The organism is Paenibacillus sp. BT-177 (assembly GCF_025846815.2).
GTDB lineage: Bacteria > Bacillota > Bacilli > Paenibacillales > Paenibacillaceae > Paenibacillus > Paenibacillus polymyxa_C.
Genome location: NZ_JAOYTP010000003.1, coordinates 60,798 through 78,689 on the forward strand (window position 1 = coordinate 60,798; position 17,892 = coordinate 78,689).

Annotated in this window: 12 protein-coding genes; 2 read left to right on the forward strand and 10 right to left on the reverse strand. The window is 46.5% G+C overall.

The annotated features are described in order from the left end of the window. Nucleotides 1–252: 252 nt before the first annotated feature. The 8 genes from OIU26_RS10730 to ftsE all read right to left on the reverse strand — a co-directional run bounded on the left by OIU26_RS10730 (nucleotide 253) and on the right by ftsE (nucleotide 12,197). A complete protein-coding gene (locus tag OIU26_RS10730; protein ID WP_264216824.1) occupies nucleotides 253–4,317 on the reverse strand; it encodes a glycosyl hydrolase in 4,065 nt (1,354 codons plus the stop codon). A gap of 373 nt (nucleotides 4,318–4,690) precedes the next feature. Then, complete coding sequence (locus tag OIU26_RS10735; RefSeq protein WP_165079715.1) at nucleotides 4,691–5,074, reverse strand: hypothetical protein; 384 nt, start codon at nucleotides 5,072–5,074, stop codon at nucleotides 4,691–4,693. Nucleotides 5,075–5,347: 273 nt separating this feature from the next. Then, a complete protein-coding gene (locus OIU26_RS10740) occupies nucleotides 5,348–5,905 on the reverse strand; it encodes a class I SAM-dependent methyltransferase (RefSeq protein ID WP_165079716.1) in 558 nt (185 codons plus the stop codon). A 178-nt stretch (nucleotides 5,906–6,083) separates the two neighbouring features. Next, nucleotides 6,084–7,400 carry a PDZ domain-containing protein gene (locus tag OIU26_RS10745; RefSeq protein ID WP_264216825.1) on the reverse strand — a complete coding sequence of 439 codons (1,317 nt, stop codon included), beginning with the start codon at nucleotides 7,398–7,400 and terminating at the stop codon, nucleotides 6,084–6,086. Between the two features lie 164 nt (nucleotides 7,401–7,564). After that, entirely contained in the window at nucleotides 7,565–9,031 is a 1,467-nt protein-coding gene (locus OIU26_RS10750) for a S41 family peptidase (protein ID WP_165079718.1), read from the reverse strand. Nucleotides 9,032–9,235: 204 nt separating this feature from the next. Then, nucleotides 9,236–10,519, reverse strand: a complete 1,284-nt coding sequence (locus tag OIU26_RS10755) for a murein hydrolase activator EnvC family protein (RefSeq protein WP_013373345.1) — start codon at nucleotides 10,517–10,519, stop codon at nucleotides 9,236–9,238. Between the two features lie 84 nt (nucleotides 10,520–10,603). Further along, on the reverse strand, nucleotides 10,604–11,521 hold the full coding sequence (gene ftsX / locus OIU26_RS10760; protein ID WP_016822951.1) for a permease-like cell division protein FtsX: 918 nt from the start codon (nucleotides 11,519–11,521) through the stop codon (nucleotides 10,604–10,606). After that, nucleotides 11,511–12,197, reverse strand: a complete 687-nt coding sequence (ftsE, locus tag OIU26_RS10765) for a cell division ATP-binding protein FtsE (RefSeq protein WP_007432660.1) — start codon at nucleotides 12,195–12,197, stop codon at nucleotides 11,511–11,513. Before ftsE ends, ftsX begins: the two co-directional genes overlap by 11 nt. A 223-nt stretch (nucleotides 12,198–12,420) precedes the next feature. Between ftsE and OIU26_RS10770 the strand changes: the two genes are divergently transcribed. Then, nucleotides 12,421–13,839, forward strand: coding sequence for a VanW family protein (locus OIU26_RS10770; RefSeq protein WP_264216826.1), 1,419 nt, complete (start codon nucleotides 12,421–12,423; stop codon nucleotides 13,837–13,839). 73 nt (nucleotides 13,840–13,912) lie between these two features. Here OIU26_RS10770 and OIU26_RS10775 read toward each other — a convergent pair whose 3' ends face one another. Beyond that, nucleotides 13,913–15,073 (reverse strand): S-layer homology domain-containing protein, encoded by a 1,161-nt coding sequence (locus OIU26_RS10775; RefSeq protein WP_016324788.1) that lies wholly within the window; start codon nucleotides 15,071–15,073, stop codon nucleotides 13,913–13,915. A 267-nt stretch (nucleotides 15,074–15,340) separates the two neighbouring features. On the opposite strand from OIU26_RS10775, the gene OIU26_RS10780 reads away from it, so the two are divergent. Next, nucleotides 15,341–16,129, forward strand: coding sequence for an alpha/beta hydrolase (locus OIU26_RS10780; protein WP_264216827.1), 789 nt, complete (start codon nucleotides 15,341–15,343; stop codon nucleotides 16,127–16,129). Nucleotides 16,130–16,208: 79 nt separating this feature from the next. Here OIU26_RS10780 and OIU26_RS10785 read toward each other — a convergent pair whose 3' ends face one another. Beyond that, the gene (locus tag OIU26_RS10785; protein WP_264216828.1) at nucleotides 16,209–17,843 is read right to left on the reverse strand and encodes a glycosyltransferase family 39 protein; all 1,635 of its coding nucleotides are present in this window, start codon (nucleotides 17,841–17,843) and stop codon (nucleotides 16,209–16,211) included. Between the last annotated feature and the right edge of the window lie 49 nt (nucleotides 17,844–17,892).

The following is a 17,892-nucleotide window of genomic DNA, read 5'->3' on the forward strand; positions in this document are numbered from 1 at the left end:
GTACTGATTAAACATTAGACTTCCAAGCAATTGTAGACAGTAGACATCACCAAAATATTAGTTATTTCATTTCTTTCATCTCCTTCCTTCTAATTAATTCCATTCTAATTCTTGATGTGTTACAAAAAGAATAGAAATAAACATATCATTTCATTTTTTACAAAATAATCATATATGAGTTTTCTCGTATAAAAAATGAGCAGGTAGGATACTAAATCCCCCTGCTCATTTCAGTGATTGTATTTATATCATTTAATTAGCTGTCGGTTCGGTTCCCCACACAAGCACGCCGTTATGATACAAGGTAGCTTTCATATGATCGGCATATGAGGTTTGTGTGCCTTTATACGAATAATCATCACTTTCGTTGTAGTTTGACCAGTCTGTTTTATGAATACGGGTTTGAATTTCGCCCGTGCTTCCTCCAGGAGCTAACACGCCTGCATCCGAGTTAAAGCTGACTTCCAAATAATAATCGGCACCAGTTGCAGCTTTCTCCATTTTAACCAGCTTACCATTCAACTTCGAGCAGCCCAGCATCGCATAGTCGCAGTTGAATGTCTGCTCACGGTCACCGTCAACCGTGTAGTAGTAGCGAATTTTCAACTCGTTGAGCGGTATGGAGGTTGTGCCTTGGTTTACAATTTGGAAGTGCGGATTCAGATGATTGTCGTTCACCTTGGTATCCGCTGTGCGATACTGGAGCAGCAGTCCCGTTGTCGGCTGCTGTGTATCCGCTTTTGGCGCTGCGCTAGCGGTATTAGACAGCGTCTGGCCCGCATCGTTCTTCGCTACGACTTGGTAGTAGTACGTCGTGTCCGCCGTTACGGCTGTGTCGGTGTAGCTGCTGCCGTATACATCGCTCGCCACAGTGGCGAACGCGCCGTTTTCAGCCGTCGAACGCTTCACTTCATAGCTTTTTGCATTCGCAGATGCTGTCCAGCTTAGCGATACTTTTGCCTTTTCGCCCGCGGCGTTTAGCGTGAAGCTGCCTGGTACGGACGGCTGCTCGGTGATGCCATACGTTTTTAAGTTCGTTGGAAGCTCATCCAGCGTAATGACGTTCGGATGATTATACACTTTTTTCAGATGCTCAAGACTGTTTTGTTTGCCGTCTCTCAGAAAATCCCCATACCATGTAGCAAACCAGCTCCAATGGGCTTGATACGCCTTCATCAGATCAGGGTCCGGAATCGGTCCATTTTCGCTCATGGCAACTAGCTTTTTGTCCTTGCCCAGTGCAACAAGGTCTTCGTATTTTGCAATTTGCGGGCTGTAATCCCCTGCTTGCGGATAAGAGTCAAAGCTCAAAATATCCACAACCTCATCTCCCGGATACCAGTCCAGAGCAACAGAATTCCATACCCATATCAGATTGTTCAATTTGTGCACATTCGTCAAACGATCATGCATCAAAATATACAATTTTTTAACAGGCTCAGGACCTTTGGCGCCCCACCAAAACCATTTGCCTTCCGCTTCATGCAAAGGACGAAACAGGACAGGAACCTTCGCATCCTGGAGCTTCTTTAATTGCGCTGCAATCACATCGATGTCGCGAATAAGCAATTTATAATCCTCGGACTCTGGATGATTCATCGCATATTCTACATCGAATGTGGTCGAATCGGCATAGAAGCCTCTCCACCATTCTTTTCCCTGCGTATCGATCAGGCCTTTCGGCGCGTTCCAGTGCCATGCAAAGGTAACGATGCCTCCTTGCTTATCCCATGCAATCGCCTTTTCCGCCTCAGTGGAACTAAGACCGTGTTCCGCTCTGCTTGGCGAATAGTCGATCAGGTCAAGCGCTGCAATCGCCGGCTTTTTACCTACATTGTCTTGAAGCCAGTCAATCTCGTTCATTTCCTCTTGTCCAGAGAGCATATTCTTCCCGTATTGATCAACCAGATAGTTCATCAATGCTTTGGCTTCTACGGTCGCATTCGGGTTGGTGAGTTTTTTGGTTACCGCATGGGGTGGGCGGTCAGCAGCAGGCTCCAGCCTGACGTAGTCGATATCGTACCAGCCCCAGCCTGTTTCAAAACCGATTGTATTCGCGCCTGCATTTAATAGAACCTTGCCTCCGGAAGTTTCTTTGAAATCTGCTGTTTTCTCCAGAAACAGTTCGCCAAACGCTTTGCCGTTTAAGGAGAAATTCGTACGTTTGTCATCATGAGGAGAACGATAGCCGATTGTAAGAATGTACAAACCTGCCGTTGGAGCCTGAATCGTCATCGTCAGAGAATCTCCTGCATTGTGGAAATTCGTTACATAACCAGTGCCAGAGTAGCCGGTTCCGCTGGATTCCACAATGGTTCCCTTCAGTGTGCCGTCTTCGGCTTCATAGCGAGCTGGACCGTTTACAGGCGTCTCCGGAACCGCTTTCAAAACATGGGATTCGCTCGTTCCCTTATTTGTTTTGGCAGTTACTTTGTAATAGTATGGAGTGCCGTTCGTTAGGTTAGTATCCGTATAAGACGTTTCATTCAAATTGGATGCTACAGCAGTAAAAGGACCGTTTTCATCCGCTGCTCGCTGTACACTGTAGCCCACAACTTCGCTGGAAGCGTCCCAAGACAAATGGACTTTCCCATCGCCAGCCTCTGCTTTCAGCTTAAAGCTATCAGGATTTTCCACTGGTGGCACAGACGTATCTTTGCCAGCAGTCAGCACGATATGATAAGCCGTCAAAGGCGGTACGGTATAAGTAAAACGGTTGCCTGAAATTTGTGTAATCGGTTCTGCTTCTTTAATTTGTGGGCTATTTTTATCGAAGCCCCATACTTTACCGGAGCCGTAAGTCGTCTCGCCAGAAAGATCAAATTGGGCGTCGAATGCGCTGTCCATGCTTTTGTTCATGACCACGAGGTGCAGTTCCTTGTCGGATGCATTCGCTATGGAAGCATGCACGGAGCTGTTAACAATATCCGACGTTTGCGCACTAACACTCGTATCACCGAAAGTAGCGTTTTTTCCGTCATAATTGCGATAAAGCTTGTAAGCAGCACTAACGTAGTTGTTCGCACCATCTTTTAACTTCCAGTAGTTTGCCATATAAACATCGTTTTTTCCGAAGATGCCCAGCACATCGGCCATCGCAATCCCGCCGGAAATATCATTTTCACCGCCATAGCTATACTCGGTCATTGCCAGCTTGGTTCCTGGATAATACTTATCCACCGACTGCTTCAACCGAGGCAGTATAGGCAAAAACTCGCTGTTCCACTGGGCGATCCAGCTATCTTCCTTATAAGTCGGGTCCCACAAAGTACGAGGTGCCTGCATTCTGGCTTGCTTCGTTTCATCATTGCCTACCTCATTCGTAATTCGTATGCCTCCGCCCATCGCCTCGGGATACCAGTGTACATCAAAGACATCCAGCAATCTCTTGCCTTCGGCTTTTGAACTGAGGCGCATTTGATCCAGATAATAGTCCACAAACCAGCTATAGTTGCCTTTTACAGAGTCCCAATCAGGTGCAGTTTGCAGATCTTTATAGGCGCCAAAACCGTAAAGAACTGGCCCAAAAATCTCCGCTCCCGCATCAACTGCTTTCACAGCTTTGGATAAGCTTACGGACCGGTCTACCAGCTCTTTCGCCCCGACCTTTTCACCATGAATGCGTGGATGTGTATGCGACCAGAGAGCGGGTTCATTGTCGAGCGCATATCCTTTCACACCTGTCTTTGTTGAAGCAGCTCCGTACTTTTTCACTAAAAAATTAACGAACTCATCTACATACACCCGATTGTCATTCAGATCAGGCTGTAGCTGGAACGGTGCATTTTTAGCGTTTACGACCTGATTCCAACGAGCGGACGGAGCCTTTTCGCTTTCCTGCACACTGCCGTTTCCATCCTTGGCCACATAACCGGCCATTGGCAATGTAACTAAAGAATAAGCGCCAAGCTTCAGCGAGTGATCATGAAACGAAGTCGTCACCGCTCCCGGTTTTTCGCATTCTGATCCTGTCAGGCCACCGTTATTACATAAAAAGTTATCGCTGGATTGCTGCCAGTCACTTCCTGCATTGGACATATTGTTTTCCCAGTTGTATCCGGTCATTCGATTGCCACCAAGTCGTCTGGCGGCCATATTTTCATCGCCTGCCAAATCCTGATTCGTACCGTATATATAAGGACTAATAGGCTTACGATCCTTGGATGTATCTACTTTAATGGTAATAGTTTTTGCCGTTTGACCGTGAACTACAGTTGGAGCTGGTAGAGCCCCTCCTACTATCATTGTGCATGCCATGACGACAGGCAGCCATTTGGAACGTTTGAACAAAAGATTACTACTATTTTTCGCCCTCATACCGCTTTCCTCCTTTACATTTGAAAAGAGCAGCACCCCATACGAGTGCCGCTCCATCAGGCTTTAAGGCTCCTGATTCCTAACGAGTTAATCGTTCCGGTACAGCGTCTCGAAGCTCCAGGTATTCGGTTGATTACACTCTCCTCTCCGTCCGAAATTCAGAATTGCTCGGATCTTCAAATGTTGTAATACAGCTTTGCTATACGTTCTACCGACCAAATCTTCATATCGAACCATTTATGGGACGTAATGTCCATATACATAGATTATTCCATATATCCATATAGCAGAACATTGACTAGAGTTAACTTATTAAATAACTTTATAGCCTGAGTATAGAAAAAAGCCCCTTAGCCAAGGGGCTTTTTTATCTCTACCGTACTTTATCCTTTTGAATAAGCTCATAGTAAATTCGTGCAGGCTCGGCATCTCCAGTAGATAAAATGTATTCTGCTAAAGGTGCACACAGCTTTTGGAGATAGAAGGAGTACAGCAGTTCAGCCGTGTCAAAATGAATGTTCAACACTCGTTTCATCAGTTCTTCAAATTTGTTATAATCCAGTTCTTCCGGGCTAATATCAAACGGGTATTCTGGAAAAGCTTTTTTCTGAATTTCAACAAATTGTTCCTTAAGTTTCGGTTGATTGCCTGATCGTGCAGCTGAAAAATTCATCATAAAAAAAGATACAAAATCTGTCTCACGGTCGCTTAACCCATAATACTCACACCAGCGCATGAACATCAGCGGTTTTACCATATATAAATCTCCTTTAACAAAAGTTCAGATTTATTATGAATCCTACAAAAATCTAACAGGTTCCAACTTATGTAATATATAGGTTAAGCCCCATTTTAAAATATGATTCCTTAAAACAATTTTGTTATTTAACATATCCATTCTCTTATATTTCCATAAAAGTAGGCAACAAAAAAGACCGTTTCAACATCTTAATGATGCTGACCTAGTCTTCTCATAATCATCCGCATATGGATATTCGTATTTATTCTAATCTCCTACATAGCTGAAGGGTCACAGGCTGCAAGTGAACACATAGGCTGGCGGAACATTATAGTTCACCTTTTTAATCTGGATATCTGCAAAAAAAGTACGGAAGAAATTGTGCTTAACCTTGCTGTACTGGAACGTAATAAACTTGCCCTCCTGGCCTAACACCTCAGCCGTTTGTCCCAAAATGAGGCTGGATAACGCAGCGGGTAAGCTGGTGAAAGGGAGCCCCGATACAACATAATCCACTTTCGAGACATGATACTGTTTCATATACCGCGCTACATGCTCGGCCGATCCATGAATAATGTGTACCCTCTCCAAGTGTCCGTATTTGCTTTGTAATGTTTTATAAAACGATTCATTAGCTTCAATCACTAACAGTAACGTTTCTGGACGCTTGTTCAAAATCAACTCCTGCGTAAACACACCGGTCCCTGCCCCATATTCAATAATGCATGAGGCTTTGTCAAAGTAAATCGGTGTGGCAATTTGCTTGGCCAGCTGTCTTGAACTGGGTATAACAGCGCCTACGCTGCGTGGGTGCCTGATGTACTCTCGAATAAAGTGAATCGCGTTCATCTTTTCCTCTCCCTGCTTGACACACATGATAGGCATTCGGTTCATCAAAGGTTTCCATTACATATCCATTGTATACCGATGAGAATATTGATTTCAAGCTGGCTGCTGTCGCCATATACAAAAGAGGATAGCCTTATTCGATTCTAATCAAATAACGACTACCCTCTTGTTGTAATATCTATTGATCCATGGTGTCCAAATGCGTACTCTCTGCCTTGGATGCTTGTCCCGCTTTACGTCGTCGTGCGCCTATGTGCATGGCCACAATTCGGTAGATGGAGGCCGGTTGTATGGATACGGCCCAGCCTGCGTGTTCATCCGGTGCAAGCACGACCCCTAGCTGGTGATGATCGCCATCGTACATGCCTCGCTGTACAAACTTGCTCTCACCTTGCAGATTGCGTACCTCCAGCTTACAAAAAGCAGAGTTGATCCGCAAGGCCTGGTGCAGCTCGGCACGGCTGTTCACAACCATGCCATTCACACGATAAATGGCCTCGCCTGGTAGTATGCCCATGGCTGTCGCCGGGCTATCTGGCAGCACAGCGAGAACACGCATCCCTTGCTCTGGATGTACAAACATCGGGCTAAGACGGCTTTCCTCTATATTTCCGTACCAAATCAGCGCCTCATGGGCTAGGAAGGAAAATAACGCTGCCAGCAAGATTAGCGGACTCCACCAGGCCGCTAACAGGCTTAGCAGAAGCAAAGCCACACTGTACAGGAGCAATCGGTTCGAAGTGAGTACTGCCTTCTGTCGTGGTAGCTGGCCGAGCGTCACACTGCTAAAGCCCATCAGGACTGGCAGAGCTGCTAGCATATACCCCGTTCCGGCATCGCCGCCGAACAAAGGTGTCCAGGGAAGCATGAATCCTCCCTGAGCGGGTACCAGCAACAGCAACGGAATGGGCCAGAGATCTTCCATACGATAGCCACCGACCAATCTCCCCCGTTTGCCCTCAACAAACAGTGGCATAGCTGCCTTTCCTCCTTGCCAGCGAACCAACAGCGCTTCAGCCACATGCAGCACAGCAACGAGCACTAAGAGTGCTGGAATATCCAATCCACGGATGGCTGCTACCGACGTCACGAGCGCTCCCCCAGGCTGCCAGCCACTGGCTACGTTTAGAAAAAATTGAACTACACCTAGCAGACCTACCGAATAAGCAAGACACAGGTAACGGACGCGTACCAGCATGAGCAATAATGTGGCTATCCACAGGCACACGATGGAAGTCGGGTTCAGATGCACGCTGACGAACATTCCTAGAGCGGATAGTGCCATCCCGGCAAGCAAGCCGCTCCATACGACACGCCAGGTCTCTGCAGCCCAGCTATGAATTCTAGTATGAAATAGCTTGCGCTCTAGTAGCATTTGCCGACGATAGCCAAGCGCGACAATGAGTATCGAGATATAATAAAACGGCTGCAAAAGCAGATACAAGCAAGCATTCAAGACGCTCCATCCCCATTGTAATGCCCATTCCAAGTCCATTCACACTCCTTATGCCCCTGGCCCGCTATATAGCGGATCACGTACATTTCATATCCATTTATTCTATATGAAATTGCCAACGTAGGGAAGACAAACCGACAGACTGCAAATAAATCCCAATAACAAAGGAGGCTGTTTCCAGCCCCCTTGTTGTAGCCTCACTATTATTTCGCTGCGCTTGTCTTCATTTCCTTCCGAATCTCTTCAATCCCCTGCTTGAGTTGATTATCATTTTTCGGATCGCGAATTTTTTCAATCAGCTTGGCTTCCATTGCTGCTGCTGTCTTGGCATCAATGATGCCGTTAGCCGTCAGCTTCGCCTCTTTTTGGAAAGCCATAACAGAACTTTCAGTCACTTTGTCAAAATATCCGTCCTCGCGACCTGGTCTGTAGCCCAAGCCTTGCAGAATGATTTGTGCATTTTTTACATCACTGCTATTCATATTGTATTTCAAGGATTTTTCCTTGTTCAGCGGTGCGGCCGTGAAGTATTCAGGCTGATCCACCGCGATATCCGGCTTAATCCCTTTTTTATGAATCCATGTTCCGTTTGGCGTTAGCCACTTGGCAATCGTGATTTTGAGCAGGCTACCGTCACCCATTTGCTTGTCATAGCTGGTTTGTACAGTACCTTTACCAAAGGAGTTTTCCCCGATCAACACTGCGCCAGCGGATTGCTGGAGAGCACCTGCCAGAATTTCGGACGCACTTGCGCTACCTTTGTTCATGAGCAAAGTCACCGGATAATTTTTGCGCGAACCTTTGGATTTTTCTTCCTCACGTTTCTGATTTTTATCTTCAACTTGTACAATCGTTTTGCCGGAAGGTACAAATTGCTCTGCAATATTAATAACGACAGAAAGCACTCCACCCGGGTTATTACGCACGTCAATGACGAGTCCTTTAAGCCCTTGTTTTTCCAGCTTGGCTAACTCTTCCTTGAAGCGTTCTGCCGTATTTAAGGAGAACTGGGTGATCGTAATGACACCTACACCGTCGCCTTCCATATGAGCCGTTACAGTTTCCATATCAATGTTGTCACGGGTAATCGTGTATTCAAGTGGATCCGGAGAACCGTTACGCTGAATTTTGACTTTTGCCTGACTGCCCTTTGGTCCACGAATTTTGGAAACGGCCTTGTTCAGATCCAATCCGTCCAGTGTTTCACCGTTAACAGACAATATAATATCCTTAGCGCGTAGACCCGCCTTTTCAGCCGGAGAGCCTTTAATTGGTGTGACTACGACTACTTTCCCGTTTTCAGCCGCTACTTCGGCTCCAATCCCAGTAAAAGAACCTTCTATGGATTGCTCGAACTGCTGTGCAGTTTCTTTACCCATATAAGAGGAATACGGGTCGCCAAGCGACTCCATCATCCCATTGATGGCGCCATCCACCAGCTTGGTGCGGTCCACATCCTGATAGTATTGTCCCTGAATTAAGTCCATCGCTGTCTCAATTTTGCGAATATCACTTCTGGAGGAGGAACTACTCCCTGTTACACTCGCCAGCAGTCCTTCGCCCAGAGCGCTGTTCCCAACTGTGGTTGTTCCAGTATAAGCAAAAGTGAGCAGACTGCCGCCAAGCAGCCCGATCACCATCAAGAGTACCGCTGTACTTTTTTTCAACATCTAATCGTCCACCGCCTTCTCTTTATCTTGTATCCTATTTCCTCACAACGCATCCATTCACGAAGTATACGTCTAGCTTGTACGGAATATGTTAATTGTATCCTACTCCGTGTTTCAATGCACATGTTCTTCATTGGATATGAACCATTAAAGCAAAACCCTATCTACAACCGGATTGGTTACAAATAGGGCTTACCTTATCTATTATAAATAGTTCATCGGATTTACAGGTTTGTTATTCTCGCGCACTTCAAAATGACAGTGAGGTCCTGTGGAATTCCCCGTCGAACCCACTTCCGCAATTTTTTGACCGCGTTTCACCGTTTGCCCCGTATGAACTACCGTACCACCGTTGCGAATATGTCCGTATAAAGTCCATAGTCCGTCTCCGTGATCAATGACAACCGTGTTCCCATACCCGCTCCACCATTCAGCAACAATAACAACACCATCTTCAGCTGCATGAATATCGGTTCCCTGCGGAGCCGCCAGATCAATACCTGTATGGCCTTTAAGCTTGCCGGTTATCGGATGTACCCGCATGCCAAAAGTAGATGAGAGTCGGTAATGGGCTACAGGCGTAGCCAAAGTACCTGATCCGCCTGTATACGTACTGGCTGCCGTATGACTGGAATTCGAGGCGGCGCCTGAGGATGAAGATGCATATCGCTTAGCTGCAGCTGCACGTGCAGCCGCTCTAGCGCGTGCTGCTTTGGCAGCCTGCTCCGCTCTGAGCTTGTTCTTCTCCTGCACAAGAGCCACACGTTTGTTCGCGAGGGCTACCAGCATATCGTTTTGCTCTTCACTGATTTCATCGGATTCAGCAATATCATGATCGTAGTTGGCAATCAGTCTTTGCTTCTCTTTTTCCTTCGAATTCAATTGAGCCTTGGCGTCCTGCTTGAGTGCATACAGCTTCTTGGCATTTTTATATTCCGTATCAAGCTGCTTTTTCTTGCTAACGACCAGAGCCTTGTCCTTTTTATGCTCGTCCAACAGAATTTGGTCCTGCTCTACGATCGTTTTCAGAGAATCCACCCGGCTGAGAAAATCACTAAAGCTGGTTGAGGACATAAGCACGTCCATATAGGATACCGTTCCATCCGTATACATGAGACGCACACGAGTTTCCAGCATTTTTTCCCGCGAATTGATGCGATCAATCGCTTCGGCTAAATCTTTTTTAGTCGCACGCAGATTATCTTCCGTTTGATCGATCTGAACCGCTACACGAGTCAGTTGATCACTAACGCTGTTAATTTGAGCAAGTACCGTTTTCAGGTTTTGCACGGTTTTATTTTTATAATGCTGAGCATACTGTTTATCTTGAGCAGCCTTTTGCTGCTGTTGCTTCGCAGATTTGGCTTGCTTTTCTAATTGGTTCAGTTGCGAATTGATTTCACTTACGCTTTTGGCATATCCGTCAGAAGGCTGGATTAGCAATGCAGCTACCAACGTAGCAGCCAACACAGATCCTATTTTTTTCAACTTGCACTCCCCATCCTTTATCGCAAAATAACACCGGGCTTCCCCGTTCTATTAAATCAACCACGACGTTCTACCAAATGCTTCTTAGACTTTCAAGAACTTGCGCATGGACAGGGTACTGCCAATAATTCCAACCAGCATCCCCAAAATAACCAGTAATGCACTCAGCTGAATCCAAATACCTTCAAGCGGCATAAGCTTCAACATATTGAGAGCGATATCTCCTTGAACGGCTGTCAGCAAACGCTGATAGCCTGTAAATAAAATTCCTACAGTAATAAGAGACCCAATAAGACCAATAAGCGCGCCTTCGATAAAAAACGGCCATCGTATGAAAAAGTTGGTCGCACCGACCAGCTTCATAATGCTGATTTCTCTGCGTCGTGCCAATATCGTTACTCGAATGGTATTCGAGATTAAGAACATAGACATGATCGCCAGTCCGGCGACAAATATAAAACCAACATTGCGGATCAGCTTGGTAATGGTAAAGAGCGTCTCTACAGTGCCTTTTCCGTAACGAACCTTTAAGATTGGTTTTTCGGGATGCAATGTATTCAGCTTCTCAATTTTCTCAGCCACAAATGGAACCGTCGTTGGTTCAATAACCTCTACCACGATTTTGTCCGGCAGTGGATTGCTGTCCTTGTCAAAGCCCTCTAGCAGATCCTTTCCACTGTCTCCCAAATCTTTGCGCAGTTCCTCCAAACCTTGAGCTTTAGTCACAAAGGTAGTTTTGCTGATTTCCGGCATTGCCGCGATTTCTTTTTGCAGCGTTTCACGCATGCTCTGATCGACATTGAGCTCCAGAAACACGTTAACTTCCACCTGACTATCTGCTTGATCAGCCAAGGAGTTGACGTTAAGCACCAGCATGATAAAAACGCCCAATATGAGCAGTGACACAATAATTGAGGTGACGGATGCTACGGACATCCAGCCATTGCGGAATATGTTTTTGAAACCTTCCCGCATATGACGCAAGAAGGTATTAAAAGTCATATCCGTACTCCCCTCTTACCTGGTCTCTTACGATATTGCCATTTTCGATCGCAATGACGCGTTTACGCATGGAGTTCACGATGTCCTTATTGTGTGTCGCCATCACAATGGTCGTGCCCCGAAAATTAATTTCATCCAGCAGTTGCATGATCTCCCACGATGTTTCGGGGTCCAGATTCCCCGTCGGTTCATCAGCAATGATGACCGAGGGATTGTTCACGATGGCCCGTGCAATCGCTACACGCTGTTGCTCCCCACCAGAAAGCTGGGCAGGCTCACGATTCATTTTTTCTTTCAAGCCAACCAATTCGAGCACTTCTGGAACCCGCTTGCGGATCAGCTTCTTGGGAGCCTCTATAACTTCCATAGCAAATGCCACATTCTCATAGGCTGTCAAACGCGGCAAAAGCCGGAAATCCTGAAAAATGACTCCGATGTTACGACGAACGTAGGGAATTTTGCGCTGCTTGAGCTTCCCGATATTAAAACCATTGACTGAAATTTGTCCCTTGGTCGGTACTTCTTCTCTATAAATAAGCTTCATAAAAGTCGATTTACCCGCTCCAGACGGGCCGACTACGTATACGAATTCATTACGGTCAATTCTGACCGATACTCCTTGAAGTGCGTGGGTCCCGTTCGTATAGGTCTTCCACACATCCTGCATTTCAATCACTCGATCACTTCCCGCTGCTTAATCATATTACGTATAACCTAGTATCCATTCGACATATTCCATGCATTTCCTTTAAAAACTTCTGTATTTCATCATACCGTTTATCATTGTAACAAATTTGTTACCTAAATAGTACCGAAAGTTTTCTGCTTTTGGCACATATATATGAATATTGTGGCACACGAAACGCTATCAAGCTTATCAGACAGGAGACATCTGCATTATGAAAAAAATTCATTTATCTGTCATTTGGATATGGTCTGGTGTTCTGGCGCTGGCCGTGCTGTGGGGAGGACTTCATCTGTACGCCGACAGACAAACGCTACCAGAGGGAGTGCGAGTCGGAGGAGTCAACGTAGGCGGTATGTATAAAACGGACGCTCTTCGGCTGGTGGAGAAAAAACTGGATGCATTGAAGCAGCGTCCTCTGCTCCTCACGGACAGTGACAGCAGTGCACAGGATATAAAGCTAACACTCGCGGAAGCAGGGATTAGTTATAAAGCGGACGCATTCCGAAATGCGGTGAAGGCACTAAGCGCGAAGCATCTATGGACTCGCGTACAGACACGTTTTAGCTTTGAGAAGGAGTGGTCTATCACACCTTTCCAGCAAGAGAAGATCTTGAAATCCAAATTTGGAGCTGATTGGGAGGAGCAACGGTACGGCATGCCTATCAATGCGGTGCGTCAGATTGATGCAAACGATCAGGTTCGTTATATTCCGGAGCGCTCTGCCCGGCGCCTGGATTGGCCCAAACTGGACGTCGTAATGAACCAGGCACTCCCCAAGGATTTTACGGCTTCTGAGGAGCCGATCCGGGTGGAATTACCGTTCTACCAGCTGGAGCCGAAAATTACAGTCGACAGTCTGCGCAGCGAAGGTATAGAACGAAAAATCACCCAGTTTTCCACCAGTCTCGGCAGCAGTTCGGAAGGACGTGTGTATAACGTTAATTCAGCGGCAAGCACCGTCGATGGTTTAATTCTCAAACCGGGTGACATATTCGACTACGGCCAGGTGATTGCCAAGGCTGAACGCACCCATGGCTTTCGTGAGGCTCCAGTGATCGTGAACGGACGGCTGGAGTCCGGCATTGGCGGTGGGATTTGTCAGGTATCCAGCACGGTGTATAATGCAGCGCTGCGAGTCGGCTTGGACATTGTCGAACGCCGCAACCATTCCTTGCCAGTCAGCTACTTGCCCAAAGGTCAGGATGCGACTTTTGCTACAGGGTCCATTAATTTTCGTTTTAGAAATAATACCGGCAAACATTTACTCCTTCGCGCTGTGATCCAAAATCGAACGCTTACTGTTAAAATTTTTGGTACATTCCCATCCAATATTTCGTATGAACTTGAATCTCACACCGTTCGCGTACTCCCTATACCGGTAAAAAGAATACGTAATGACTCCCTATCTCCCGGCTTCTATCAAGTCATTCGACAGGGCAAAGAAGGGTATGTGGTAGAAACATTTCGAATAAAAAAGGTAGATGGAAAACCCGTCGAGCGCACCCGAATCAGCCGCGATACGTACCGAGCGCAGCAGCGCATTATAGCTAGTTATGGCGGTAGCACATCGTCTGAGCCACAAACACGCGAACTGGAGAAACCTATTGTGGAAGATGGCATAAGCGAATAAACGAAAAAATCCCCCTTCACTACTGGCTGGATTGGTTCCAGACAGAGTGAAAGGGTTTTTTTTTGTTTCTAAATTACTCGCTGCGTTTACTTAAAACCGAGATTTCTACAGGCTCACTTTCATGGCCGTCTGTATCTTTAGCTTTGATCACCAGTCTAACTGTCGCTTTTTGAGTAAGCACACTGATGCTAAATGTGCCGTCATCTTTGGCTACTGCACTGCCGATAGGCAGATCGTTGGAATAGGCAGTTACTGTGGAACCAGCTTTAGCTGTTCCTGTAATTGTACCTTCACCATCGTACACATCGTTGACTTTCAGTGCATTCGAAGTAGCATCCGCGTCAGTAGCTGTGTCTGTAGTGTTGTCTGTAGTCGTATCGGTATTTGTAGTTGTCTCTGTTGTTGTAGAGTTGTCTGTAGTAGTCGCAGACGTGCTATCTGTGCTAGTACTTGTGCTGCTATCTTCTGTTTCAGTTCCAGAAGTAGTCGACGTATTACCGTAAGTGGAATCTGTCACGTTACCGTACGTGGAATTCGTTACCGTTCCACCAGGAGTCGTCGTCAGATTATCGACAGAGCTCAGGTTGTAACCGGATGCAGCATCCAAAATAGCAACCGCCTCTGCACGAGTCAACGGCTTCAGTGGCTGGAATTTACCATCCGGATATCCGTTGATGATTTTTTGTTCCGCAGCTGCCGCTACACTTTTCTTCGCCCAAGATCCGATTTTGTCGGAGTCAATGAATTTAGTAACATCTGCTGCGTTACCCGCAGTCAGTCCAATAGCTTTGCCAATGATCGCAGCTGCTTCCTGACGAGTTACCTTACCATTTGGTTTGAGCTTGTTATCTGCATAGCCGCTTATGTAGCCTGCATTCACGGCACTTGTCAGTTCGTTGTATGCCCAGTGGGATGCCGGAACATCTGTGAACGTTCTGCTTCCATTACCGTTTACCTTCACACCGCCTGCATACGTTACGTCTGTCACTGCTGGAAGTTCCTGCGTGAACGTTCCCAAGCTGCGGTTGAGAAGAACGATAAATTCTGCGCGTGTGATCGCCGCATCCGGTTTTACCGCTCCATTCAATTGCCCTGTAGCTGACCAGCGTTGCACCTGATCTCCTGCCCAATGGCCGCTTGTAGTTTGAGGAGCAGCTGCCGCTGCGCTGAATGCGCTAAGAATAAGACCTGTGCTCAGTACACCTGTAATTGTGTTCCTTAACTTTTTCCCCATGCTATAAATTCCTCCCTCAGATTGGATTCATCAATCTTTTTTAAACACTTTACCAGAAATCAAACCCAAATAGCCCCTAAATTAAAAAAATCGTCCCATATAACCATACCCCCTCCTAATGTAGGATAAATAAGAAACAGGACTTAATGCCTAGTCATTCACTTGGATATGTATATTTGGACAGGGTACGATATACTGAAAATATAATTCGGTTGTACGCTGGAACAGGTCAATGAGGTCATATCCCCAAGGAAAAGAGGTTTTCTTATGGCACTTATTCAATGTCAGTTTTACTCGGAAGTTCTTGGTCTAAGCACATCCATGAATGTTATTCTTCCGCAGGCAACCCGCTCACAGATTGGAATGGAGGGCAAGCAAGGAACAGGGCCACATCCGACACTGTATTTACTGCATGGCCTGTCAGACGATGATTCAACCTGGCTGCGTCGAACCTCCATTGAACGCTACGTCGCCTCCATGGGCCTAGCGGTCGTCATGCCTCAGGTACATCGGAGTTTCTATACGAATATGGAGCAAGGAGCAGCTTATTGGACTTTTATCAGTGAAGAATTGCCAGCTTTGGCACGTTCATTTTTTCCTCTGTCCGACAAGCGTGAAGATAATTTTGTAGCCGGGCTTTCTATGGGTGGTTACGGCGCCTTCAAACTGGCACTTCAGCATCCAGAGCGCTTTGCAGCCGCTGCCAGTCTTTCGGGGGTGATGGATTTACACGCATCCCGTACCGATCCTAAGCAAAATGCTATGAGTCCAGCGGAATGGCTTAACATTTTTGGACCAGATGAAATACGCGGAACAGATCACGACTTGCTGGAGCTGCTACAACGTCATACCACCGCGGGGACCTCACTCCCCCAACTCTATCAATGCTGCGGTACAGAGGATTTCTTATATAGGGGGAATCAGACTTTTCGTGAAACATGCACCTCTCTTGGAGTTCCGCTGACCTACGAAGAAGGTCCTGGAGCTCATGAATGGGGATATTGGGACGCTAAAATCCAGGACGTACTGGCGTGGCTACCGCTTAAAGGACACTAAAACAGGCAAAAAAATTCCCGGAGCCTTTCTCATCGCACCATGCGAAGGAATTAAGCTCCGGGGATTGTTGTTATACCCATCAGGGATTTGTCGTTGTCTCCGTCGTTGGAGATTCTTTAGTTAGTGACTTAGGGAGTACTTTATACAGGCGCCACTCGCCGTTAAACTCACGTTCAAGCTGAATCCATGGGGCACCATGCTCATATAAATTCGGATATACCATATTAATCTTACTCAGCGGCATGCCTGACATAATCTTAGGTACAAGGATATAGTCCACATGATTCTCCTGCGGATAACTTAATGCTTTATTGAACGAATAATCACTGGTGATCAGAAAGCGTTTGGGATATTGGCTGTAGACGATCATTGTGTAGGCTGAAGCTGAATCAGTCATAATGGTAGACTTCGGCAGATGCTCATCCAGCCAAACGGCAATCTTGCGATCTGATTCCTGTCTCACATAGTTCACATTCCCTGTGCGTGTGAGAAAGCTATTCTCATCCGGTGCAATATCCGGGCGAGTCAACGCATAGGAGAGTAATCCAGCGGTAAGTAGCAGACTGACGGACACTAGACCAAAGGCCGCCCTCCGCCATCGTCCCTGAAGCTGACTCAACTCATAAGGCAACCAGGCTACGGTAATTGGGAATACATACATAAAGTAACGAAACCACCCGTACGAGGATTGTCTCATCATAAGTAAAAATTGCAAGCCCGGCACAGACAGGAACAATAACAAAATAATCAGGGTTCCCCACCGGAATAAGCGTCCACTCAACAGACGGATAAACAGAATAGCAAACAATGGTACAGAGTACCAGATGGTTTTGGAAGCAATAAACTTCAAGGCTACCAGTGGATTGGAGAAAATCTCTACAAATTTATCATCATTCAGCAACTCTGCCGATTGGGCCGTGTTCGAATACTCTGAATTCAGGAAATAAAAGGCATTCCCCATAATGAGATAGTTAAAGAAAATCCACAACAGCCCGGAAAAGACCACAGGCAGCAGAAGAAGTAACCAGGTTGCCTCGACTTTATGCAGCTTTTCCCGCAGGGCCAGCTCGCGTCTACCCAAGTTGCGATGAAGAAATAAGATCGCCAAGACTACGCCAACAGCCATTGCCACGCCTAGAGGCACCGCTTCATAACGAGTCCAGAACGCCATGGCAAGCGCTAATCCAGAAACAATCAGACTTGCCGTCATGCGGTCCTTGAGCCACAGCGCAAATTCAATCACTGTCATCATAATAAAATATATGTATAACGAATCGCTCAGACCGTTGACACCAAACAGTAAAATAAACGGATTCAGTGCATACAACAAAGCCAGCAGCAAGCTCATCCTAGAGCTAAGCCCTGTTCTGGCACCTGCCCGATATAGCAGCATTGCGGTCAAAGCAGAAAAGGTAGCACTCAGAATAACAGCAGCCAATCCATAGGAGGCTAATGCCGGAAAGATTGGATACAGCAATAGAATTACCATTTCCAGAAGACTGGGTAGTGGATTCCAGATAAATCCGATGGCGCCCAAATGCGGGTCGCGGCTGTACAGCACATAAAATGCGTTAGCTACGCGACTGAGCGCATCTGTGTGCATATATCCCAGAACATAGCTAAAATAGATGCCAGCAGACAGCTCCAATGCAAGTATAAACACAAACAGACCTATAGCCATCCATCTGCTTGCAGACCATTTGCGAAAGGACATTCCTCTCGTTCCCCCTCAAACTTCTTGCGGCGGTGCAGCTGTAGGGAAA